This window comes from Arthrobacter sp. ov407 (genome assembly GCF_900102895.1).
In the GTDB taxonomy this organism is placed as follows: domain Bacteria; phylum Actinomycetota; class Actinomycetes; order Actinomycetales; family Micrococcaceae; genus Arthrobacter.
In genome coordinates, this window is sequence record NZ_FNGD01000006.1 from 152,753 (window position 1) to 175,129 (window position 22,377).

The 22,377-nt window shown below is 67.9% G+C and carries 21 protein-coding genes and 1 riboswitch; of the genes, 7 read left to right on the forward strand and 14 right to left on the reverse strand.

Annotated features, from left to right (window positions below; translation table 11 throughout):
* The first annotated feature begins 26 nt into the window (after positions 1-26).
* On the forward strand, positions 27-536 hold the full coding sequence (locus BLS42_RS09580) for a sigma-70 family RNA polymerase sigma factor (protein WP_090580063.1): 510 nt from the start codon (positions 27-29) through the stop codon (positions 534-536).
* Positions 533-1,216 carry a zf-HC2 domain-containing protein gene (locus tag BLS42_RS09585; protein ID WP_090580067.1) on the forward strand — a complete coding sequence of 228 codons (684 nt, stop codon included), beginning with the start codon at positions 533-535 and terminating at the stop codon, positions 1,214-1,216. Before BLS42_RS09580 ends, BLS42_RS09585 begins: the two co-directional genes overlap by 4 nt.
* 68 nt (positions 1,217-1,284) lie before the next feature.
* Here the strand turns inward: BLS42_RS09585 and BLS42_RS09590 are convergent, their stop codons facing one another.
* From BLS42_RS09590 to BLS42_RS09605, 4 genes are all read right to left on the reverse strand, one after another.
* Complete coding sequence (locus tag BLS42_RS09590) at positions 1,285-2,091, reverse strand: DUF1206 domain-containing protein (RefSeq protein ID WP_090580070.1); 807 nt, start codon at positions 2,089-2,091, stop codon at positions 1,285-1,287.
* A gap of 102 nt (positions 2,092-2,193) precedes the next feature.
* On the reverse strand, positions 2,194-3,150 hold the full coding sequence (trmB, locus tag BLS42_RS09595) for a tRNA (guanosine(46)-N7)-methyltransferase TrmB (protein WP_256336364.1): 957 nt from the start codon (positions 3,148-3,150) through the stop codon (positions 2,194-2,196).
* Positions 3,151-3,294: 144 nt separating this feature from the next.
* Positions 3,295-4,584, reverse strand: a complete 1,290-nt coding sequence (locus BLS42_RS09600) for an MFS transporter (protein WP_090580073.1) — start codon at positions 4,582-4,584, stop codon at positions 3,295-3,297.
* A gap of 24 nt (positions 4,585-4,608) precedes the next feature.
* Positions 4,609-5,871, reverse strand: a complete 1,263-nt coding sequence (locus BLS42_RS09605) for a M20 metallopeptidase family protein (RefSeq protein ID WP_090580077.1) — start codon at positions 5,869-5,871, stop codon at positions 4,609-4,611.
* A 172-nt stretch (positions 5,872-6,043) separates the two neighbouring features.
* On the opposite strand from BLS42_RS09605, the gene BLS42_RS09610 reads away from it, so the two are divergent.
* Positions 6,044-7,075, forward strand: a complete 1,032-nt coding sequence (locus BLS42_RS09610) for an Lrp/AsnC family transcriptional regulator (RefSeq protein WP_090580079.1) — start codon at positions 6,044-6,046, stop codon at positions 7,073-7,075.
* Positions 7,076-7,148: 73 nt separating this feature from the next.
* Positions 7,149-8,594 (forward strand): MFS transporter, encoded by a 1,446-nt coding sequence (locus BLS42_RS09615; protein ID WP_090580082.1) that lies wholly within the window; start codon positions 7,149-7,151, stop codon positions 8,592-8,594.
* A gap of 102 nt (positions 8,595-8,696) precedes the next feature.
* Here BLS42_RS09615 and cycA read toward each other — a convergent pair whose 3' ends face one another.
* The 4 genes from cycA to BLS42_RS09635 all read right to left on the reverse strand — a co-directional run bounded on the left by cycA (position 8,697) and on the right by BLS42_RS09635 (position 12,807).
* Positions 8,697-10,202 carry a D-serine/D-alanine/glycine transporter gene (cycA, locus tag BLS42_RS09620; protein WP_176803323.1) on the reverse strand — a complete coding sequence of 502 codons (1,506 nt, stop codon included), beginning with the start codon at positions 10,200-10,202 and terminating at the stop codon, positions 8,697-8,699.
* A gap of 463 nt (positions 10,203-10,665) precedes the next feature.
* On the reverse strand, positions 10,666-10,842 hold the full coding sequence (locus BLS42_RS09625; RefSeq protein ID WP_090580085.1) for a CsbD family protein: 177 nt from the start codon (positions 10,840-10,842) through the stop codon (positions 10,666-10,668).
* A gap of 214 nt (positions 10,843-11,056) precedes the next feature.
* The gene (locus BLS42_RS09630; protein WP_090580087.1) at positions 11,057-11,746 is read right to left on the reverse strand and encodes an SAM-dependent methyltransferase; all 690 of its coding nucleotides are present in this window, start codon (positions 11,744-11,746) and stop codon (positions 11,057-11,059) included.
* Positions 11,743-12,807 carry a class I SAM-dependent methyltransferase gene (locus BLS42_RS09635; RefSeq protein WP_176803325.1) on the reverse strand — a complete coding sequence of 355 codons (1,065 nt, stop codon included), beginning with the start codon at positions 12,805-12,807 and terminating at the stop codon, positions 11,743-11,745. Before BLS42_RS09635 ends, BLS42_RS09630 begins: the two co-directional genes overlap by 4 nt.
* Before the next feature lie 444 nt (positions 12,808-13,251).
* Between BLS42_RS09635 and BLS42_RS09640 the strand changes: the two genes are divergently transcribed.
* Entirely contained in the window at positions 13,252-15,171 is a 1,920-nt protein-coding gene (locus tag BLS42_RS09640) for a DEAD/DEAH box helicase (RefSeq protein ID WP_090580093.1), read from the forward strand.
* 123 nt (positions 15,172-15,294) lie between these two features.
* Here the strand turns inward: BLS42_RS09640 and BLS42_RS09645 are convergent, their stop codons facing one another.
* The 6 genes from BLS42_RS09645 to BLS42_RS09670 form a co-directional block, all read right to left on the reverse strand.
* On the reverse strand, positions 15,295-15,945 hold the full coding sequence (locus BLS42_RS09645; RefSeq protein WP_090580096.1) for an MBL fold metallo-hydrolase: 651 nt from the start codon (positions 15,943-15,945) through the stop codon (positions 15,295-15,297).
* A gap of 21 nt (positions 15,946-15,966) precedes the next feature.
* Positions 15,967-16,977: an aldo/keto reductase gene (locus BLS42_RS09650; protein WP_256336365.1), complete on the reverse strand. Its 1,011-nt coding sequence runs from the start codon at positions 16,975-16,977 to the stop codon at positions 15,967-15,969.
* Positions 16,978-17,315: 338 nt separating this feature from the next.
* Positions 17,316-17,669 (reverse strand): DMT family transporter, encoded by a 354-nt coding sequence (locus BLS42_RS09655; protein ID WP_090580414.1) that lies wholly within the window; start codon positions 17,667-17,669, stop codon positions 17,316-17,318.
* Between the two features lie 20 nt (positions 17,670-17,689).
* Positions 17,690-18,013 (reverse strand): DMT family transporter, encoded by a 324-nt coding sequence (locus BLS42_RS09660; RefSeq protein WP_090580102.1) that lies wholly within the window; start codon positions 18,011-18,013, stop codon positions 17,690-17,692.
* 9 nt (positions 18,014-18,022) lie between these two features.
* Positions 18,023-18,090: riboswitch (guanidine-III (ykkC-III) riboswitch) on the reverse strand.
* A gap of 48 nt (positions 18,091-18,138) precedes the next feature.
* Positions 18,139-18,900: a cache domain-containing protein gene (locus tag BLS42_RS09665; RefSeq protein ID WP_090580105.1), complete on the reverse strand. Its 762-nt coding sequence runs from the start codon at positions 18,898-18,900 to the stop codon at positions 18,139-18,141.
* A 98-nt stretch (positions 18,901-18,998) separates the two neighbouring features.
* A complete protein-coding gene (locus BLS42_RS09670; protein ID WP_090580108.1) occupies positions 18,999-19,739 on the reverse strand; it encodes a FadR/GntR family transcriptional regulator in 741 nt (246 codons plus the stop codon).
* Between the two features lie 245 nt (positions 19,740-19,984).
* On the opposite strand from BLS42_RS09670, the gene BLS42_RS09675 reads away from it, so the two are divergent.
* Together BLS42_RS09675 and BLS42_RS09680 are read left to right on the forward strand one after the other, a co-directional pair.
* Entirely contained in the window at positions 19,985-21,058 is a 1,074-nt protein-coding gene (locus BLS42_RS09675) for an ABC transporter ATP-binding protein (RefSeq protein ID WP_090580111.1), read from the forward strand.
* A gap of 83 nt (positions 21,059-21,141) precedes the next feature.
* The gene (locus BLS42_RS09680; protein ID WP_090580114.1) at positions 21,142-22,329 is read left to right on the forward strand and encodes an ABC transporter substrate-binding protein; all 1,188 of its coding nucleotides are present in this window, start codon (positions 21,142-21,144) and stop codon (positions 22,327-22,329) included.
* Positions 22,330-22,377: the final 48 nt, after the last annotated feature.

A 22,377-nucleotide genomic window follows, 5' to 3' on the forward strand; every position in this document is an offset into this window, starting at 1 on the left:
GAACAAGAACTCCCGGGAGGTGGGAAATGCCGCTGGACGAAGACGTCGTGGCTGCGATTTACCGCGACCACGGGACCGCGTTGAAGCGCTTCGTCCTCAGCGCCTGCCGGGATCCGCAGCTCGCCGACGACGTCGTCCAGGAGACCGTGCTGCGGGTCTGGCAGCAGGCGCCGCAAATCACCGGCAGCCTGCGCAGTTACCTGTTCCGGACGGCCCGCAACATCATGATCGACAACTACCGCAAGGCCCAGCGGCGTCCGCAGGAAGCTGGCGAACGCGATGTCTCGGCCCTCCCGGACGGCGCCGACGGCGCCGGACGCATCGATGACCTGCTCAACAAGGTCCTGATGGAGGAGGCGCTGCTGCGGCTCAGCGCGGAGCACCGCGAAGTCCTTGTTGCGCTCCACTACCGCCGTTACACAGTCCAGGAGGCATCCGCCCAATTGAAGATCCCCAGCGGCACGGTGAAGTCCCGGGCGTTCTACGCCGTGCGGGCCCTTCGGGCGATCCTCGACGAAATGGGGGTACAGCGGTGAACGGGACCGAACGGCATCAACTCCTCGGCGCGTATTTGCTCGGCGGGCTGGAGCCGGCCGAGGCCGCATCCTTCGACCAGCACCTTGCCGTGTGTGCCGAGTGCCGCCAGGAGTTGGACGATCTCGCCAGCCTCCCCGCGCTGCTCGACGCGATCCCGGTGTCCGACGCCGTCGCGCTCACCGCGGCGGCTGCGGCCGCCCGCGAGCGGACGCTTGTTCCGCCGGAACCAGTACCCGTCCCGCCCCGGCTCCTGGACGAGCTCGCCGCCCGCCGCCGGAAAGTGCGGCGGCGGTGGGCGGCGGCGGTCGCCGCGGCCGCCGCCGCATGCCTGGCGCTGGGGATCATGGCCGGTCCGTTGCTGAACCAACCCGCCAAACCTGACGCAAGCTATTCCGTCGCGGCCAGCAGCGGGCTGGAGGTCACGGTGGGGCTCGTCAAGAAAACCTGGGGCACCGAGCTGGCGGTGGACGCCCGCAGCCTGCCCGTCGCCGGCACCCTCTCGCTCTGGGTGAAGGACCGTGACGGCGGCGAGGACCGCGCCTGCTCGTGGACGGCCACTCCCACCGGCAGGGTCCGGATTACCGGGGCGACGCCGGTGCAGCTGACCAGGATCGCCAGTGTCGCGCTGCGCGACGCGCAGCAAAAGACCGTGGCTGTTATCGCCGTGCCTCAGGGTTAGCCCACTCCTAGCGGCCGGCGGACGTGTCGGTCCGGCCCCTGGAATCCCCGCGAGCAGTCCGCGCGTGCCTACATCTTCGCGAGCTTGGCCCGCACTGCCATGTAGATGCCGTAGCAGATCAGCCCGACACCGACGGCGGCCAGCAAGTACACGCCGAACGGCTGCTCGCGCAGGGCCTTCAGGCTGCCGTCGAGCCCGGTTGACTCTTCGGGGTGTGCCGTCACGGTGGCGATGATGATGAGCAGGCCCACCAGCAGCAGGGCGAAGCCTTTGGCGACGTAGCCCACCATGCCGATGACCGTCACCGCGGTGCGCGCGTGCGGCTGGGACGGCATGCGCAGGTACTTGAGGAAGGACTTCTTGAAGCCGCGGATCGCGTAGACGATCCCCGTGACGGCTACCGCGACGCCGATGACTATGAGGAGCGCAACGCCGCCCGGTGCCTTCATGAGGTTTACGGTCATATCGGAAGTTGACTCGCGGTTGTCGGAGCCGGCCCCGGTGGCGACCGACGCGAGCGTCAGTGCGAACGCGGCGTACACCACGGCCTGCAGGGCTGCCTTGAGCTTCTTGCCGACCTTTTTCTTGGTCGGCAGATGCTGGAAGTCGAAGATGGCGTCGGACGTCTGCCAGATGGCCAGCGCAACGCAGGCGGCAAAGGAGGTCCAGAGCAGCAACGGCCCGGCCGGCTGCTTGGCGAGCTCTTCCACCGCGCCACTGACATCGGCCTGGCCCCGGCCACCCATGGCGAGCCGGATCGCGACCAGCCCGATGAGGAAGTGCAGCAGCCCCGACACGGCGAAACCGGCCCGTGCTGCGATTTCGAGGGGCTTCGAATTGGTGACGTCCTCGGCGACGTCAGCGGCGTCCTTCATTTCTCGTTTGATGATCGTTCCTTAGTCCTGCCCAGCGCGGTTCGTTCCGTAATCGTGCCACGCCAAGCCGCTCAGGAACAGATGCGCGCGGACCCGGCGTGCCTAAATTCGACGGTAGCTGAGGTCGAAGATCAGCCGCCCGGCTTCGTGCGCCTTGTTCTCGAAACTGGTCAAAATCCGGCCCTCAAACCGCGGCGCCCAGCCGCCGGTCCCGTCGACGCCCTCGTTGGGTCCGGTGTGCTCGGTGCTGACCGGCGCCCGGCCCTCCTTGACGGGTGCGCCGCCCACGCGGGACTCGACGCCGGATTCCCACACCTGGGTCAGGGGGCTGTCCGTTCCGGCGCGCTCGCCTTCGTGGAGGTTCTCGAACTCCGCGGAGCCTGCCATGACCTCGCGGACGTGAACGGCGTAGTTGGACCAGTCGGTCGCGATTCGGAAGATGCCGCCGGGCTTGATGGCCCGGGCCGCGAGATCCACGAAGTCCGGCTGAATGAGGCGGCGCTTGTGGTGCCGGGACTTGTGCCACGGATCCGGGAAGAACACCCATAGTTCCGTGACGGAGCCGGCCGGGAGCATGGTCGCGAGCACCTCGGGGGCGTTCGCCTCCACTACCCGCACGTTGCTCAGTTTGCGGCTGTTGATCTTGATCAAAGTGTTGGCCAGGCCCGGGGTGTAAACCTCCACGGCCAGGAAGTCCTTGTCCGGGTTTGCCTCCGCGGCGTGGCACACGGCGTCGCCCAGTCCGGAGCCGATCTCCACAACCAGCGGAGCCGTCCGGCCGAATTCGGCCTCCGCGTCGAACACGTAGTCCGGGTGTACGGAGGTGTTGGCGACATGGCGGGGGACCTCAACCGCCCAGCGGTCCGCGTGCTCCTCCCAGGCGGCCTGGCGGCGGCCCTGCAGGCGCGTGCCGCGGCGCACGAAGCTCACCGGACGGCCTCCGTACGTGCCGAACGAGGCCTGGCTGCCCGGGGTCACGGGGCGCGGCAGCCGGTTCTCGTCGGGGGCGCCGGACTCCGGGGCTGCCGGCGTGCCGGGGGATTCTGGGGATTCGCTCATCCCTTCCAGAATAGTTGAGTTTGCAGGGCCATAGCGCCCTGCGTCGTCGGCGGCTGACCCTCTCAAACACAATGCGCTGGCAGGTATGGCTGTTCTGAGCTTTCAGAACAGCCATACCTGCCAGCGCATCCGGCCGACCCTGATTCAGAGGGTGAGGTCCTTGCCCTTCGTTTCCGGAATGGTGAAGACGAACACCGCGGAGATGGCGAGAAGGATCACGGCGTACACGTTGAACAGCTGCGGCATCTGCACGGTGGTGCCGAGCCACTGCTGGAGATAGGGCGCGGTTCCGCCGAAGACTGCCACGCAGATGGAGTAGGGCACTCCGACGCCCACGGTGCGGATGCTCGTGGGGAACAGTTCGGCGTACACGGCCGGAACGATCGCCGCGCTGGCGGCGATGAAGATCAGCATGACGGACATGCTGACGGCCAGTTGCCAGGCGGAATCCTTGAGCAGGGCGGTCATCGGAAAGTGCATGACGCCTGCGCCGATCGCACCGGACCACAGCACCTTCTTGCGGCCGATCCGGTCGGACAGCTTGCCCCAGAAGGGCAGTGCCGCGATGAACACGATGTTGCCGATCACGCCGGCCCACAGGGCCTCGCCGCGGTCGATCTTCAGGGCGGTGGTGGCGTAGCTGGGGGCGACGACGCCCCAGATGTAGTAGATGACGGTCAGGCCGACGGTCAGGCCGATCACCTGGAGGGCCTGCTTGCGGTGGCGGACGATCTGCGGCCAGATCGGAGCGCGCTTCTCGGTCGTGGCTTCGCCCTCGAAGACGTCCGTTTCGTGCAGCCGGGACCGCATGATCAGCGCGTATAGGCCCATGGCCGCGCCGATCAGGAACGGGATGCGCCAGCCCCACGCGTTCATGACTTCGGTGCTCAGGGTCATGTTCAGCACGGCACCCAGCAGGGTTCCGAACAGGATGCCCACAGTGCCGGAGGTGTAGATCAGGGTGGCCCAGAAGCCGCGGTGTTCCTTCGGTGCCATTTCGGACAGGTAGGTCTGCGACGACGGCAGCTCACCGCCATGTGCCAGGCCCTGGATCAGGCGCGCCACCAGGAGCGTGAGCGACGCCCACACGCCTACCGCCGCGAAGGTCGGCGCGATGCCGATCATTAGGCTGCCCACCGACGCGAGTCCCACGGCCAGGGTCATGGACGCCTTCCGGCCGATCCGGTCACCGATCCAGCCGAACAGGAAGCCGCCGAAAGGGCGGGCAACGAAGCCGACGGCGAAAATGGCCAGCGTGGACAGCACCGCCGACGCCGGATCCGACTTGCTGAAAAGCTGGCTGGCGATGAACGGGGTGAACGTGGCGTAGATGGCCCAGTCGTACCATTCGACGGCGTTGCCGATGCCGGTGCCGATGAGCGTTTTGCGGGTGGATGTTCGGGTTGCCGCTGGTGTAATCGCGGTTGCTGTCATGGTTTTCTCTCTCGGGGGTGGCGGCTAGGAAAGGGTGGTGGCGGCAGCGGTGGCCGCGGCGGGAGCGTCGGCTGCGGCAAGCGCGGCCAGCCTCGAAATGGCGAGCTCCGCGTAGAGCGCGGCGCCGTCAGCCAGCACGCCGTCGTCGAAGGTGGCGTACGGGGAGTGATTGAACGCGGATGTGGCGTGGTCGGCGTCCCGGGGGACGGCGCTCAGCCCGATGAACGTGCCGGGGACCTCGGCGAGAACCCTCGAGAAGTCTTCGGAGCCGCTGAGCGGGGTGGCCCAGCGGGAGAGCCGGGAATCGCCGAACAGGCCCTCAATGACATTTTCCGCGGTGTGCGTTTCGTCCTCGTCCGTGATGGTGAGCGGATACTCCTGCTGGTAGTCGACGTCGACGTCGAGGCCGTGCGCCGCCGCGATTCCCTTCAGCAGGCGCGGCACGGCCTCCATCATTTTCTGCCGGGCTTCCTCGGAGAAGGTCCTGATGGTGGCTTCGATGCGTGCGGTTTCCGGGATGATGTTGCGCTTGGTGCCGGCCTGGAGGACCCCCACGGAGAGGACTACGGGATCGAACATGTTGAACTGGCGGGTGACCATGACCTGGAGGGCGGTGACCATTTCGGCGGCCGCCGTCACGGGGTCCTTGGCAGAGTGCGGGGCCGATCCGTGGCCGCCGGCGCCGAGCACGGTGACCATCAGGCCGTCGGAAGAGCTGAGCATGACGCCGGGCTTGGTGCAGAACGTGCCGTGCGGTTCCAGGGCGGAAAACACGTGCATGCCGTAGGCGGCGTCGACCCGCCGGCCGGCGGCATCCAGCACGCCTTCGCGGATCATGTGGCTGGCACCGTCGAAGCCTTCCTCGCCGGGCTGGAACATCAGGACGACGTCGCCGGCCAGCCGGTGCCGGCGCTCAGCCAGGAGCGTGGCGGCTCCTGCCAGCATGGAAGTGTGCAGGTCGTGGCCGCAGGCGTGCATGGCGCCGTCGATCCGGGATGTGTAGTCCACGCCTGTTTTCTCCTGCACCGGCAGGCCGTCCATGTCCGCGCGCAGCAGCACGGCCGGGCGGGAGCCCGCGCCGGTTCCGGATGCCTCGCCGCGCAGTACCGCGGTGACCGAGGTCGTGTCCTTGCCCAGGGTGATCTCATAGGGGAGCCCGTCTAGGGCTTTGAGCACCTTTTCCTGGGTGCGGGGCAGCGCCAGGCCGATCTCGGGTTCACGATGCAGTTCATGGCGGAACCGGGCAAGGTCCGCCTGCAGTTCCCGGGCGTCTGCGGTGATCGGCACGTGTTCTCCTTGGTTGTCGAAATCGCTGGGCTGTCACATTGGCTTGGTTCGCGTCCGATGGGGACACCTGCGTCTATTCTCAAGTGACATGGTTCACATGCGGTCCAAGACCAGAAAAAATGCAAAAAGAGGCCATCGCCGCAGGTTTCGTGCATGAACGAGGGGAAGAAAGATGGAACTCAGCGAGGACGACCTCGCCCTGATCAACGTCCTGCAGATTGCCCCGCGCCTGAGCTGGGCGGATGCGGCGGAGGTGCTGGGCGTTCATGCCACCACGCTCGCCGCCCGTTGGGAGCGGCTGCTGGCCTCCGGCGTTTCCTGGATCACCGCCCACCTGATCGGCGACCCTCAGCAGATGTGCCTGGCGTTCGTCGCCGTGGACTGCGAAATGCACCGGCGCGAGGAAGTCACCGCCAGGCTCGCGCAGATGCCGGAAATCGTGACGGTGGAGGAGGCGGCCAGCAACCGGGACCTCATGCTGACCGTCATTACGCCCTCCCTGGACGATTTCAGCCTGAAAGTCATCTCGCGGCTGAAGGAGATCGACGGCCTCCTCAAATACCAGACCGCCCTGTGCACCAGGTTGCACGCGAGCGGCGGCTCCTGGCGGCTCAATGTGTTGAGCCGGGCACAGCAGGCCGCTGTGCGGGCACTGGCCGGCCCCGAGGCCACCGGGGTTGCCCAGGCTGCCGCCCGGGAAGCGTTGCCGGAAAGCCACCTTGCGCTCCTGCCGTTCCTGGCCAGGGACGGACGGGCCACGGCGGCGGACATTGCCCGCGGGCTGGGCAGGCACCCTGCCACCGTCCAGCGCCAGCTCAACCGCGTGCTCGCCAGCGGCATCCTGTCATTCCGGTGCGAGGTGGCACAGAAGTTCTCGGCCTTCCCCGTGACCTGCCAATGGTTCGTCAACGTCCCCGCCGGGCGGCACGAGGCGGCCGCCGCCGAGCTGAGGACCATGCGGAACGTGCGGCTGAGCGCCTCCACCACGGGGCCTACAAACTTCGTGATCATCATGTGGCTGCAGTCCCTGGCGGACGTCATGAACATCGAGCTGGCGCTGCAGCAGAAGGTGCCCGGGATCGTGCTCGTGGAAAGCGTCGTCATGCTGAGCACCGTGAAGCGCGTGGGCTGGATGCTGAACCCGGACTCCAGGGCCAGCGGCGCCGTCGTAGTTCCGGCCCAAACGTTGGACGCGGCCGGCTGACGGCGGCGGGGTGGAATCTGACAAATCATCCGGCAGGCGGAACACGGCGTGCCCCGGTTGTAAGCTGTGGCACGTGCCACGAACCGACCCACCCGCCCGTCCGACATCCGTCCCGGAATCCGCCGGCATTTTCCACCGCGGCTACCTGCTGGTGACGCTCGGCGCCTGCGCTCTGGTGTTCCTGGCGGCCTTCGAGTCCCTGGCGGTGACCACCATCATGCCGCTCGTCAGCCGGGAACTGGACGGCGCAAGCCTCTACGCCTTGGCCTTCGCCGGCCCGCTCGCCACCGGGGTGATCGGCATGGTGGCCGCAGGCAGTTGGTCGGACCGCAAGGGACCCGTGGCGCCGCTCCTGGCCGCAGTGGGCATGTTCGTGGTCGGCCTGCTCATCGCCGGTACCGCCGGAACCATGCCGGTCCTCGTGTCCGGACGGCTCGTGCAGGGGCTCGGCGGAGGCGGGCTCACCGTGGCCCTGTACGTGGTCATTGCCCGGGTCTACCCGCCGGTCCTGCATCCGAAAATCTTCGCCGCCTTCTCCGCGGCCTGGGTGATCCCGTCCCTCGTGGGTCCGTTCGCGGCCGGCGCCGTGGCGCAACTGGCCGGCTGGCAGTGGGTCTTTCTCGGCGTGGTCGGACTCGTGGTGCCTGCCCTGCTCCTGACGGCCCCGGCCCTGCGCGGCCTGAACGGAAGCCCCGGCGCCGCCGCCGGAGATCCCCCGGCAAACGTCGAGACTGCAGCGGGCGGCCGTGCGCCGGGCGGCCTTGCCAAGTTGGCGCTGGCGGCGCTGGCAGCGCTCGCCGTGCTGGGCCTGAACCTGTCCGCCGCAGTACCGGGAGCCGGCGCGGTGCTGGCGGCGGCCGCCGTCGCCGTCGCGCTCCTGGCCGTCCGCCCCCTCATGCCGCGCGGAACGCTGACCGCCCGGCGCGGCCTGCCGAGCGTGATCCTCACCCGCGGGCTCGCGTCCGCAGCTTTCTTCGGCGCCGAGGTCTACCTGCCGTACCTGCTCGTGGAACGTTACGCCTTCGCCCCGACGTTTGCGGGCCTCACGCTCACCGGCGGCGCCATCGCCTGGGCGGCGGCGTCGGCCATCCAGGGCAGGCTGGGGACCCGCTTGGAGCACCGGAAGGCAGTGCGGATCGGCTCGGCCCTCGTCTTTGGCGCCGTCGTCCTGGCCTTCGTGACAACGGTGTTGGCCTGGCCGGCCGCCGTCGCGATCGCGGGATGGATTTTCGCCGGGGGCGGCATGGGCCTGATGTATCCGCGCCTGAGCGTCATGACCCTGGCCCTCTCCACCAAGGACACCGAGGGCTTCAACAGCTCGGCGATGTCCATTTCGGATTCCCTCGGCGGCGCCCTGGCCCTCGCCGGCACCGGGATCGTGTTCGCCGCGTTCGCGACGGCGACTCCGACGGCGTCGTTTGCCGGAGTCTTCGCGCTGACGGCGGTGATCGGACTCGCCGCCGTGGCCGTCGCGCCGCGCGTCGCCGTCGTCCCGGCCGCCGTCAGGACACCCGCGTAAGGGCACAGCACGGCAAAGGAGCCCCGGCCGGATGATCCGGCCGGGGCTCCCCTTGCATCAGCGCTCCTATGTATCAGGGCTCCTTTGCATCACGTCCAAGGATCAGGCAGCCGCGCGGGCTTCCTCCTGTGAGCGGACGGCCTTCCATTCCACAATCCGGGCCTGCTGCAGCGGGGTCTTCCGGTTGAAGTGCCAGGCCGCACCCAGCAGCAGGAACCACACGGGTGTCACGAAGAGTGCCAGGCGGGTGTCATCGGCCTGTGCCAGCGCCACCAGCATGAAGACGAAGAACGCGAGCACCACGTACGGCATGAAGGCGGAGCCGGGCATCTTGAAGGCCGAAGCTTCGTGCAGGGCCGGCCGCCGGCGGCGGAAGGCGATGTAGCTGATCAGGATCATGGACCACACAAACATGGTCAGCACGGAGGCCACGGAAGTGACGATCGTGAACGCGCCGATTACGGAGTCGCCGGCATAGAGCAGGACAAGACCGGCCAGCAGGAAGATGCAGGAGAACAGCAGTGCGTTCTGCGGTACCTTACGGACGCTGAGCTTTCCGAATGCCTTGGGCGCGTTCCCGTCCTGGGCGAGGCCGTAAACCATCCGGGACGTTGAGTAGATTCCGGAGTTGGCGCTGGAGGCGGCGGAGGTCAGGACCACCAGGTTGATGACCACTGCGGCGATCCCCAGCCCGGCCAGCGTGAACATGCCGATGAAAGGGCTGCTCGCGGGATCGATGGTGCGCCACGGATTGACCGCCATGATGACCACCAGGGCGCCCACGTAGAAGAGGAGGACACGGACCGGGATCGAGTTGATGGCCCGCGGCAGGTTCTTCTCCGGGTCCTTGGTTTCGGCGGCGGCGGTGCCCACCAGTTCGATCCCGGCGAAGGCGAAGATGGCGATCTGGAAGCCGAGGACGAAGCCGAACATGCCGTGCGGGAACATGCCGCCGTCGTTCCACATGTTGGCGAGGTTGGCTTCCGCGCCGTTCGGGGACGTGAAGTGCGTGGCGATCATGACCGCGCCGGTGATGATCAGGGCCACGATGGCGACCACCTTGATGATGGCAAACCAGAACTCGGCTTCACCGAATGCCTTCACGGTGGGGAGGTTCAGGAGGATCAAGACCACGGGCGTGAGCAGGGCCGGGATCCACAGGGGCGTGCCGGGTGCGAGCTTGTCCACGTATCCGGCGATGGCGACGATGTCGGCCACCCCGGTGACCACCCAGAAGAACCAGTAGGACCAGCCGGTGAAGAAGCTGGCCCAGGGGCCGAGCAGGTCGCCGGCGAAGTCACTGAAGGATTTGTAGTTCAGGTTGGAGAGCAGGATCTCGCCCATCGCACGCATCACGAAAAACAGCATGAAGCCGATGATCATGTAGACGAAGATGACGGACGGCCCGGCGAGCGAGATGGTCTTTCCGGACCCCATGAACAGGCCGGTGCCAATTGCGCCGCCGATGGCGAGCAATTGGATGTGGCGGTTGCCGAGCGCACGGGCGAGATGCGGCTCGCGGCTCCCGGCGCCGGAGTCACCGTTGGCGGAGGTGGCAGTGTCAGATTCTGAAATGGCCGGAGCGGCCGAGGTGGTGCGTTCAGACATGAGGCTTCTTCCTTGTCACAGGCAGCCGCAGCGGGCGGGGGTTCCGCAGTGCGGGCCGCACGGATCCGTCAGAGTGTGACGGAGGTAACAGTTTTGGCGGGTAAATCAAGGTTAGGGCCGGTATTTGGTCGTTCCTGTTGTCGCGACGGCCCGCGCAGGTAGCCCGGCCGGCCGATGATGTGCCGCGGCGCTCCCGGCGGAACGGACCTCCCGGAAGGCGGGGGAACGGGCCCGGAGCCCGCATCCTTCGCGGGCTCTAGGGGAAAATGCGACGCCGGCACGGCCCGCCCACTGCCGGCTCCGGTATCGCGTGTCCGCGAATCGGCCGCCCGCGGGCACGTTCGACAACTGTCGACCATCTTAGCTTCAGTCGTCGTCCGCTGTCTTTTGTCACATTTTGCACAACGGAACGGCCCCGCCTTGGGCGGGGCCGTTCGGGTGGGCGGTTCACTTGCTGCGGCCGCTACTCCTTGGCGAAGGCGTCGTTGACCTGTTCGCCGGCCTCCTGCAGCTTGGCCTGGGCCTGCTCACGCTGGCCTTCGCGCTGGAGGTCCTCATTGCCCGTCATCTTCCCGGTGCCTTCTTTGGCTGCACCGATGTGGTGGATGACGGTGAGGTTACCCTTGTCGTCGATTCCCATGATGTTCCCTTCCCATGATTACTAGCTCATGCGGTGTTGCTGTACGTCCCCCGGGCCAACGGGCGCGGTCGGTCCAGTCACATTGGCCCGGTGCCACTGGCGATTCGGACCAGATCCGGAAGTGGATGGCCCGGCAATGTATCGATTCCGAGGGCGGGTTCGGCGGCGGCGTCCGCGATCCCCGGGGACGTTCCCTCGGACGCTTGCCTGGTGCCTACTGGGCGGCCAGTCGCGTGGCCCGCAGCACGGCATCTCTGAGGGACACCGCCTCGCCCTCGGGCCCGATGGCGTTGCGTTGCCGGCTGTCCAGGACCTCGACGCGCCACAGCGGCTCCTCGATCCGGAGCTCCCGGGCAAGGTCCTCGGCGGTGAAGAACTTCTCCGGCGTATGGTGAGCGCCCCACGGAGGCAGGCCGTCGGGGTGATGGCCGACGATCAGCAGCGTTCCGCCGGCCCGCACGGCCGCCGCGGCGAGCTGCAACGCCTGCTGCCACGGCATTTGGGTGGAATGCAGGAACTGGGCCGTGACGAGGTCGAACAACCGGTCCGGGACCCACGAGGCAAGGTCCTGTTGCACCCACTCGATGGTGGCGTCCTGGCCCCGTTCCCGGGCGTGGGCGGCCGCACGCTCCAGGGCGACGGCGGAAACGTCCAGGCCGGTCACGGTCCAGCCGCGGGCAGCGAGCCAAATGGCGTCCGCACCCTCGCCGCACCCCAGATCCAGAGCCTCGCCGGGACGCAGGTCCGCCACTTCCGCGACGAGTTGCGGGTTCGGATCCCCGCTCCACATCTTGGCGCGGCTGCTGTATTTTTCATCCCACATCCGGGCCGCGGTGCCGGGCGCCGCATGCTCGGCGGCGTCGTGCTCGTGGCTGTGGCTGTGGGTGGGGCTGCGTTTTGTCATGGTTTCCCCTCATCTCGGTAGTCCGACGGGTCTGGCTGCATGTTTTCCTGCGGGCCGTGGCCGGCGGCGGGCGCCACGACGTCGGGCGTCACGACGGCGGTGACGAACCCGGCCGGCGCGGATCGCCGTCGGGTCTCCCGGCCGAAATTCCTGTGCTCCTCAAGGGCCAGCCCGAAGGACCCAACAAAGTCCGCGGCGCTCTTCCGGGCCGGGGGAGTGTTGTCGATGCCGAAGGTCAGAGGCTCGCCGACGAATCTCGCCGTAGCCCGGGCGTACCGCATGTAGGGCGACCGCGAGGCGATGGTTTCCCGGGCGAAGTAGTCAAAGGCCACGACGCTGCCCGGGGCGGTGCCGGCGATCCCGCGCAGTGTTGCCTCGACTGAATCGCGGTCCAAATACATGGTTACCCCTTCCCAGAGGAAAAACGCGGGCCTTGCGGGATCGAAACCCGACGCCATCAGTTTTTCCATCCAGTTCTCGGTCTCGAAATCGGCGGACACGTAAGTGGCCAGGCGGGTCGACAGGCCTGCTTTCTCGAGCATCGCGAGTTTGTGGGCCTGCGTCCGGGGCAGGTCGATTTCAAAGCAGCGCACACGGTCCTCCGATGACAGCCTGAACGCCCGGGTGTCGAATCCCGCCCCGAGGACCACGAGCTGGTCAACGCCGGCAAGATGCCGCTGGAGGGCAGCATCGTAGTAGCTGGTCCGTGCCGTCGCCTGATGCCGCATCGGGGCCCGTCCCTCGTACGGATAGCGATAGATCCTGGGAACGAAGCCCGTCAGCAGGTGTCCCACGAGCGTGGGGGCGGTCTCCAGCCGGAACCCCTCCTGGGAGACATTCGGCATGACCGCCATGAGCCGGGCGGCAGGCTCATCCGGCCTCGTCCCCAGCCGGTGCTGCATGTAGCGGGTATAGAGCGAGGCGAACACTGTGGCCGAAACGCCCGCGCGCCGGCTGTAGTTCAGCAGCCGGGGGACCGCCGCGACGTAGCCGGCCGCCCCGATGGGCAACAGCGCCACTTGGATGAACCGAAAGAAGCCAGCGCCGACCATTCCCGGCATCGTGCCCCGTCTCCTCTCGTCGCCTTGCCCGCCCACCATGCTCCTCCGGGACGCAATGGTGGTCAAGACACGTTCTGGGCTTCCCTTGGAGCGCCGCGAAGGTGGGGGCCGGGGGCCACGGATACGGGACCCGGCCCTGCCAGGTGGTAGGCTACTAGTACTTGATGTGCAGTGATGCCCACTCTTGATTCGGTTGACCGGCTTCGGTCCATCAACCGGATCCCTGCCAGATTCCCTCGGGAATCCGCACGCAGGGAGTGGGATTTTTTCATGTGAGAGGCACATCCTGCGTCGATGAACGCGTTCCATTTGGTCCCGGCGGCCGCTTGCTGAAGTTTGGCAACAGCCCGGTTGATCACCTGACTTTTCTTCGGCGAACCCTTGAGCCAACCGGCATCGGGGGCCGATATCCGCACGGATACCGCCTGAAAGACTTTGAAACACATGACTACATTTGCTGCCCTCGGCACGCCCAAAGCACTTGCCGACACCCTGACCGCCCAGGGCATCGTGGAGCCCTTCCCGATCCAGGTCAAGACACTCCCCGACACCCTTTCCGGACGCGACGTCCTGGGCCGCGGCCGCACCGGCTCCGGCAAGACCATCGCATTCGCCATCCCGCTTGTGGCACGACTCGCCGAGCGGGAAGCCAAGCACTTCCGCAAGCCCGGCCGCCCGATGGGCCTGGTCCTGGCTCCGACCCGCGAGCTGGCCACGCAGATCAACGCGACCATCGAGCCGATGGCCAAGGCCATGGGCCTGACCACCACTGTGATCTACGGCGGCATCTCCCAGGCCCGCCAGGAAAAGGCCCTGCGCGCCGGCGTCGACATCGTCATCGCCTGCCCGGGCCGCCTGGAGGACCTGATCCGCCAGCGCATCCTGACCCTCGAGGCAGTCGAGATCACCGTCCTGGACGAGGCCGACCACATGGCCGACCTCGGCTTCCTCCCGGTGGTCAAGAAGCTCATGGACATGACCCCCACCCAGGGCCAGCGCCTGCTGTTCTCCGCCACCCTGGACAACGGCGTGGACAAGATCGTCCAGCGCTACCTGTCCAACCCGCTGACCCACTCCGTGGACGACCCGCAGGCCGCGGTGACCACCATGGAACACCACGTGCTGGTGGTCAACGACCAGACCGTCAAGAAGCAGCTGATCGTCGAGCTCGCCTCCGGTGCCGGCCGCCGCGTGCTCTTCATGCGCACCAAGCACCACGCCCGCAAGCTGGCCAAGACCCTGACCGACGCCGGCATCCCCGCCGTCGATCTCCACGGCAACCTCTCGCAGAACGCCCGTGACCGCAACCTGGCCGAGTTCTCCTCCGGTGACGTCCGCGTCCTGGTGGCCACCGACGTCGCGGCCCGCGGCGTCCACGTCGACGACGTCGAACTGGTCATCCACGTGGATCCGCCCACGGAGCACAAGGCGTACCTGCACCGCTCAGGCCGTACCGCCCGCGCCGGTTCCGATGGCACCGTGGTCACGCTGACCCTGCCCGAGCAGCAGTCCGACGTCAAGAAGCTGATGAAGGCTGCCGGCGTCGAGGTCAACTTCGAGCGCGTCACCGCCAACTCGCCGCTGGTTGCTGAACTGGTCGGCGAAATGGCCGACAAGATCGATCCGCGTACCCGCGCCGCGCTGCTGGCCGCCAAGGCCGCACAGCATGGCGGCGGCACCTCCACCGGTGCCAACGCCGAGCGCAAGCGCGCCCGCCGCACCACCCAGGCTGCACCCACCGCGGGTGGCCGGGGCGGACGTGGCGGACGCGGACGCGTCGGGGCCGAGGCTCCCCGGACCGATCTGCCGCGCGCCGAGCGCCGCGCCGTCGCCTACGAAGGCAAAGCTGCTGCTCGCAACGCCGCCGACCGTGTTGCCGAGCAGAACCAGGACCGTGCGGATGCCGAGCGCGCCGAGCGACGGAATGCGCGTGGCCGTGGCCGCGTGACTGCTTACGGGCACCACAACGATGTTCCGGCTGCCGGCGGCCGTGCCGCGGCCGGCCGCGGTTCGGACGGACGCGCCGCCGAGGGCCGCAGCGATGCCCGGGGCGCTTCGGCTCCCCGCAGCGGAGCTCCCCGCAGTGGCGCACCCCGCACGGGCGGCGCTCCCCGCGCCGGCGCTTCGGCCGGCGGCCAGCGCAGCGGACGTCCGGCCACCGGCCAGCGTGCCGCTGCCGGAGCCAAGTCCGCTGGGAGCAAATCCGGCGGCAGCGCGGCTGTCTGGTCCTCCAACACCGGCGGCACCTCCGGCGGATCCTACGCCGGCGGCGGCAGCGGCCGCTCCAGTGAAGGACGTCCGGCCCGCAGCGCCGGCCCGCGCCGCGCGTCGGCTCCGGCCTCGAACGAACGCCGCAGCCGCTAAGGTTCCGGTTTTCCGCAGGACAAAATAGCTGGCGCTACGCAAACGGACGGCCGCTACGGGTATACCCGTAGCGGCCGTCCGAAAGCGCGGCGGTTGTCCGTAGACGCCGCGAAAAGCTGATACCTACCAGCCGCGGGCGCGCCACTCTTCCAGGTGCGGGCGTTCGGCACCGAGCGTGGTGGGCTTGCCGTGGCCCGGGTGCACCACGGTGTCGTCCGGATACACGTCGAACAAACGCTCGCTGACATCGGTGATCAGCTGGGCAAACCGCGCCGGATCCTTCTGCGTGTTGCCTACTCCGCCCGGGAACAGCGAATCGCCCGAAAAGATGTGTGCCGGCCCCGCGGGGTCCTGGTACACGAGGGCGATCGAACCCGGTGTGTGGCCACGCAGATGCACAGCCGTCACGTCGAAGCCGTCGAAGTTGCCGACGTCCCCGTGATTCAGCAGTACATCCACCGGCACCGGAAGCTCCGGGGCATCCTCTGTGCCGGCCGCCGTTTTCACACCCGTGGCTTCCACCAGGTCCGGCAGCGCCCGGACGTGGTCCCAGTGCTGGTGGGTGGTGGCAATCAGCGCCAGCTTCGGCGTCGCGGAAGTATCCGCGGCGGAGTCCGCGAGCAGCCCCTGGATGGCAGCCAGATCATCGGCCGCATCGATCAGGAGCTGCGCGCCGGACGCCTTGGCCGTGAGCAGGTACACGTTGTTGTCCATCTCGCCGACCGAAATCCGGCGGATGGTGATGTCACGTAAAGAGTGAATAAGCGAGTCCATGGGCTTCAGTCTACGGAGGCGTTATTCACGGCCCTGGGACACCCAGTTGGGGTCCGCGGAGCGGGAGCCGACGACGGCGTCCGCGGCGGCGTCGAGCGTCTTCAGTTGCGCTGCGGTGAAGTCGAGCGCCAGGGCGCCCAGGTTTTCGTCGATCCGGTCCGCCTTGCGCGTACCGGGGATGGGGACCACAGGCAGCCCCAGTTTCCGGCCCTGCGCGAGCAGCCAGGCCAATGCCACCTGGGCGGGAGTTGCAGCCTGCCCGGCAACGCTCAGTTCCGCGGCGACCGCCCGTACGGCGGCCACCACACCCTGGTTTGCGCCGGCAGCGTCCGCGGCGAAGCGGGGGATGTTGCGGCGGAAGTCGTTGCTGCCCAGCGTCGAGGCGTCCACGGTGCCGGTGAGGAATCCCCGGCCCAACGGCGAATAGGGCACAAAACCCACCCCGAGTTCGGCGGCGGCGGGGACCACGTTGCGTTCCACGTCGCGGCTCCAGATGGACCATTCGCTCTGGACTGCGGCGATCGGGTGGATGCTGTTGGCCTCGCGCAGCTCCTCGGCCGTCACCTCTGACAGGCCCAGATGCCGCACCTTGCCGGCCTGCACCAGCCCCGCCATGGCCTCCACGGTTTCCACTATCGGAACGCGGAGGTCACGGCGGTGCATGTAGTACAGGTCGATGGAGTCGGTGCCCAGCCGTTGCAGGCTGCGGTCCACCGCCTGCTTCACATAGGCGGCGTCGCCGCGGATATCCGTGTAGCCGGTTCCCGGTGTCCCCACGAGGCCGAACTTGGTGGCCAGCTGGACTTCGCCGCGGCGTTCCTTGAGCAGCCGGGCAATCAGCTCCTCGTTGCTGCCGCCGCCGTAGATGTCCGCCGTGTCGATGAAGCTGACGCCGGCATCCACCGCGTGATGCAGGGTCCGCAAGGCCTCGGCCGGGTCCACCTCGCCGTACACCGGGGTCAGTGCCATGCCACCGAACCCCAAGGGGCTGACCCTCAGGCCGTCGCCGAGCTGGACTGTTGCTGCCGTCATCTGGATCTCCATTCGCGCACTGAATAGTTCCGGAGTAGTTCCGTCCCTGCCAAGAACCCCGGGGCGCGCGCGGCTATTCCTGCCCCAGATCGTTGGCCCGGCGGAAGATTTTCCCCACCTTTGATTCTTGCGCGGCCGGTACGACGGCGCGCCCGCGGGGACACGCCGTTGCACTGCCTCAAACGTGGGGAGTTTCCGCGGGGGAGCGCGGCTCCTGTGCCTCCGGTGCCGCCCTCGCCGGCTCAGTGGCCGCTTCGGTCGCTGGTTCGGTCGCCGGCAGCAGCTTCAGGCCCGCCGCGCAGCCCACGATTCCGGCGATTCGCGGCCCGGGCCCCGGACTAACCGGGTGGGAGCGTCGGTGTACCCTCGGTATCCCCGGCCGGCAGCAGCTTCAGCCCCGCCGCGCAGCCCACGATTCCGGCGATGAACAGCACTTTGAGCGGGCTGGCCGGTTCGACGTGGGTGGCCATCGCCCAGCCGACCGTCAGTGCGGCGCCGATCCCCACCCAGACGGCGTAGGCGGTGCCGAGCGGAATGCGTTTCACGGCCATGCCCAGCCCCACCATGCTGAGGGTGGCCGTCACGGCGAACACGAGGGTCGGCAGCGGGCGGGAGAACCCGTCGGACAGGCCCAGGGCCGTGGCCCAGACCGCCTCCAGCACAGCCGAAGCGAGCAGGATCGTCCATGACATTGCAGCTGAGTTCGCCATCGTCACGCCACCAGCTTCAGGCCGACGACGCTCGCGGCGATCCCGCCGAGCAGCAGGATCCGCGCCGCCGTCGCGCGCTCAACTTTGGCGACAATCGCGTAGCCGGACGTCAGGACGACGCCGACCCCCACCCATACGGCGTAGGCCGTTCCGGTGGGGATGGACTGCATGGCGACGGCGAGGCCCCCGGTGCTGGCGAGGACGGAAGCGAGGAAAACGAGGGCCGGGACCAGCCGGCGGCGGCCGGAGGCCTGGGCGGTCCGGTGCAGGGCGGCGGCCCAGACGGCCTCCAGCGCCCCGGAAAGAATGAGTATTAGCCACGACATGACAGCTCCTGTGGCCAGTCTTGTCGCGTGCCGGGTACTGAACCGTCGTCCGGAGGCCCGGAAGAGTGGGCCTTGGCCTCCAATTCTAGCAAGGCCGCGTCACAGCCCCGCGTCACAGCCCTGTGTCACAGTCCGGTGGCGTCGCTCCAGAGTGTGAATGTGCGCCCCACGGGGTAGTGCGCGCACGGCTCGGCCGGTGAGATAAGGTCTCCGGCGTCGATATCGGGCGCCGCCGACACCACGGCCCGGCCGTCGGGGTTGGCCAGGGTGGCCCGGCCGCCGATCCGCCGCAGGGCCGGCATGGCCCCGCGTTCCACGCGCTGAACCGTGACGTCGATGCCCACGATTCCCGCGACCGGGCCGTCCGGACGGGTGAAAACCGGGTGCGTGAAGGTCAGAACGTACTCGTCGGTGCAGAGGAAATCCACGTAGGGCCCGGTGACATGCGCCCGGCCCGTTTCCACGGGGATCCGGAACCACTCGGCCTTGACGTACCGGCTGATGGAGTTGGGGCTGAAGTTGGCCAGTGCGTCGACGTGTTCCAGGTCCGGGCCCTGCCACCAGGCGATATAGCTGCGCTCGGGCCCGAGCAGCCCCGCGTTGGCGATGAACCCTGCGCCGGCCGCGTAGCCGCCGGGCAGCTGCACCAGTTCCTCGACCATCGGCCGGATGAGCTTGTCCACGGCCGTGCCCGTGACTTTGCCGGACATGGCGGCCAGGGCCGCTCCGGTGTCAGCGGCCCACGCCGCCAGGTGGTGCTCGATGCCGGCGATGGTGGCGTCGAGTTCGGCGGCGGCCAGCTCGGCAGGGCCGGGTTCGGCCCGCTCGGCAGGGCCGGGTTCGGCCTGGCCCGCGGACGGGCCTGCGGTGGAGGTGGTGTCGGACATGGTTGCCGCCTTAGCTCGAAGGTGCCGGGACATTTTGCGGTCAAAGTTGGGGGTCCAAGTTGGGCGGTCAAGATCGTGGCTCAAAGGTGCGGGCGCGGTCAATAGCGTTTGGCCTGCTCGGTCAGCAGCCAGTCGGTAGTGGCGGAGATGTGGGCCTTGATCCCCGTTTCGGCGGCCCCTGGATCGTGGGCCTCGATGGCGGCTGCCACGTCCTCGAGAATCACGGTGGTGCGCCCGCGGTAGCCGGCGTCGGCGCAGGGCAGCAGCGTGAGGGTGCCAAGATCGGCCTGTAGCCGGATGAGCTCCCGTGCCAGCCGGGCGGAGCGGGCAATGGCCGCGACTTCCAGCAGGAACTCCGAGAGGGCCAAACGCCAGCTCAGGGAGTCATCGTCGGCTGAGGGGATGAACGAGCGCAGCGTGGCGATGTCGGCGGCGTCGGAGCGCCGGGCCGCCACCCCCGCGCAGGCCGCGGCGATTGCCTGGTAGTGCAGTGCGAGGTCCCTGATCTGCAGCCGGCTCAACTCATGCAGTTGCGCCAGTGCCCGTTCCCTGGAGGGGAGCACGTTGTCGGCGATGAAGCTTCCGCCGCTGCGGCCGCGTGCGGTCCGGATGATTCCCGAGGCACGCAGTTGGGAAAGGGCCTCCCGTGCCGTTACCGCGGACACTCCGAGGGCCGCGGCCAGCTCGGTTTCGTTCGGCAGCCGCTGGCCGCTGGTCAGCAGCCCGGTCTCCACCGCCTGTTCGATCCGGCCGCACACTTCGTCGACGAGCCCGCGTGATTTGATCGGCGTGAACACCGCCGCCAGGCTCCGGGAGGCGCCATTCGGCGACAACAACATCTGGGCCTCCCTTCCCTCCGGCGGTATCCGGCCGCCCCGTCCGGGGCATTCAGGCAGCGTCCCGCGGGGCGGCGTCGCCGCACGTCGCCCGGGCTGTTGTCATCCTAGTCCGGGCTTTGCTGGAGGGTCTATACATAAAACCTATGAAGTAATAGCATTTGGCCCAGCAGCCCAGTATGAACTGGATCACATGCCGCTGCGTGGCTCTCTCGTGGACGATCCGGCAACGGAGTTAGGCGAACCCCATGACCGAAACACTGGCCGCCGGCACTTCGACCGGAACCGAAGAGATTCCGGCGATCCGTCTGCGCAAGCTCACCAAGGTCTTCGGGGATACCGTCGCGGTAAATGGCGTGGACCTGGACATCCGCCACGGGGAGTTCTTCTCCATGCTCGGCCCGTCCGGCTCCGGCAAGACCACGGTCCTGCGCTTGATCGCCGGCTTCGAGCTGCCGACTTCCGGAAGTATCGAACTCGAGGGCAAGGACGTCACGGGGATGGCGCCCTTCCAGCGGGACGTCAACACCGTCTTTCAGGACTACGCGCTGTTCCCGCACATGTCCCTCGTGGACAACGTCGCCTACGGGCTCCGGGTGCGCGGCATGCCCGGGAACCAGCGGCGCGAGCGGGCCAGGGACGCCCTGGACCGCGTCCAGCTCGGGAAGTTCCTCGGCCGCAAACCCGCCCAGCTCTCCGGCGGCCAGCGGCAGCGGGTTGCCCTGGCCCGGGCGCTCGTGGTGGAGCCGAAGGTCCTCCTGCTGGACGAGCCGCTCGGTGCCCTGGACCTCAAGCTCCGGCAGCAGATGCAGGTCGAACTCAAGGAATTGCAGCGCTCGCTGGGCATCACCTTCATCTTCGTCACCCACGACCAGGAGGAGGCCCTGACCATGAGCGACAGGATCGGCGTCTTCAACAACGGCGGCATCGAACAGATCGGCACCGCGCACGAAATCTACGAGCGCCCCGGCGGCATCTTCGTGGCCAATTTCGTCGGCACGTCCAACATTTTCGACGCCGGCCAGGCCCAGTCGGTCTATGGCCGGGCGGAGCCCTTCTGCATCCGTCCCGAGCGGCTGCGCGTCGCCTGGACCGGAGAACCCGAGCACCGTCCCGGCACCACCTCCCGGCCAGGAACGGTGACGTCGTCCGTCTACGTCGGGCACGCCACCCAGGTGCGGGTGCAACTCGACGGCGGACCTGCCGTCGTCGCGCTCGTGCCGGAAAAGCTTCCCGGCAGGGATGCGGAGCTGGTCAACCGGCCCGTCACGGTCAGCTGGGACGACGACGCCGTCGTTTGGCTTCCGGCCCGCGGCACCTGACGCCGGGCCAGGCCGGGCGGACCTTCCCCCGGGCCGCGGCGTTCCCAGTCCAGAGATTTTCTCCACAGCGAAAGGCAAGGATCATGGCACCAAGAACGAAGGCCTCCCTCGTGGTCGGGGTGGTTGCGGCGGCAGCACTCATGCTGTCCGGCTGCGGCACCAGCGGCGGGCCGGGTTCCTCAGGGTCGGCGCAGCCGACCAAGACCGAGATCGGCACCGGTGAAGGCCAGCTGTCCATCCTCGGTTGGCCCGGGTATGCGGAGGACGGCAGCAACGACCCGGCGGTCGACTGGGTGCATCCATTCGAAAAAGAGACCGGGTGCAAGGTCAGCTTCAAGCCGTTCGGCACCTCGGACGAAGCCGTGACGCTGATGCGCACCGGACAGTACGACGTCGTCTCGGCCTCCGGAGATGCCTCGCTGCGCTTGGTCGCCGGCCGCGATGTGCAGCCTGTCAACATGAGCCTGCTGAAGAACTACCCGGACATCTATCCGTTCCTGAAGGACAAGGCCTGGAACACCGTCAACGGTGTGAACTACGGAATGCCGCACGGCTGGGGCGCGAACGTGCTGATGTACACCACGGACAAGGTCACCCCGGCACCGACCTCCTGGAGCGCGGTGTTTGACGATGCTGCCAAGAACACCGGCAAGGTCACGGCCTATGATTCGCCGATCTACATCGCCGATGCCGCCATGTACCTCATGGCCCACAAGCCGGAGCTTGGCATCAAGAACCCCTACGCGCTCGACAAGGACCAACTGGCCGCCGCCGTCGACCTGCTCAAGCAGCAGCGCACGCACGTCGGCGAGTACTGGAGCGACGTCCTCAAGGAGGTCCAGGCCTTCACGTCCGGGAGTACCGTGGTCGGCACCACCTGGCAGGTGGGGGCCAACATCGCGACGACCGACGGCGCCAAGGTCGCAACGCTTGTCCCTGACGAGGGTGCCACAGGCTGGTCGGACACTTGGATGATCGGGTCCAAGACCAAGAACCCGAACTGCGCCTACAAGTGGCTCGACTACATAGCCAGCCCCAAGCCGAATGCCGAGGTGGCGGAGTACTTTGGCGAATCCCCGGCGAACGCCAAGTCCTGCGAACTGACCAAGGACCCCAAGCACTGCGAGACGTACCACTCCGGTGATACCGCCTACGCCGAAAAGATCTGGTACTGGACCACCCCGGTGGCCGAGTGCCTCGATGGCCGCAAGGACGTCAAGTGCACCGACTATTCGGAATGGACCAAGGCCTGGACGGAAATCAAGGGCTGATGCCGGACACCGGGCCGCATTGGATCCGGATAGAACAGCCGGCCTCGA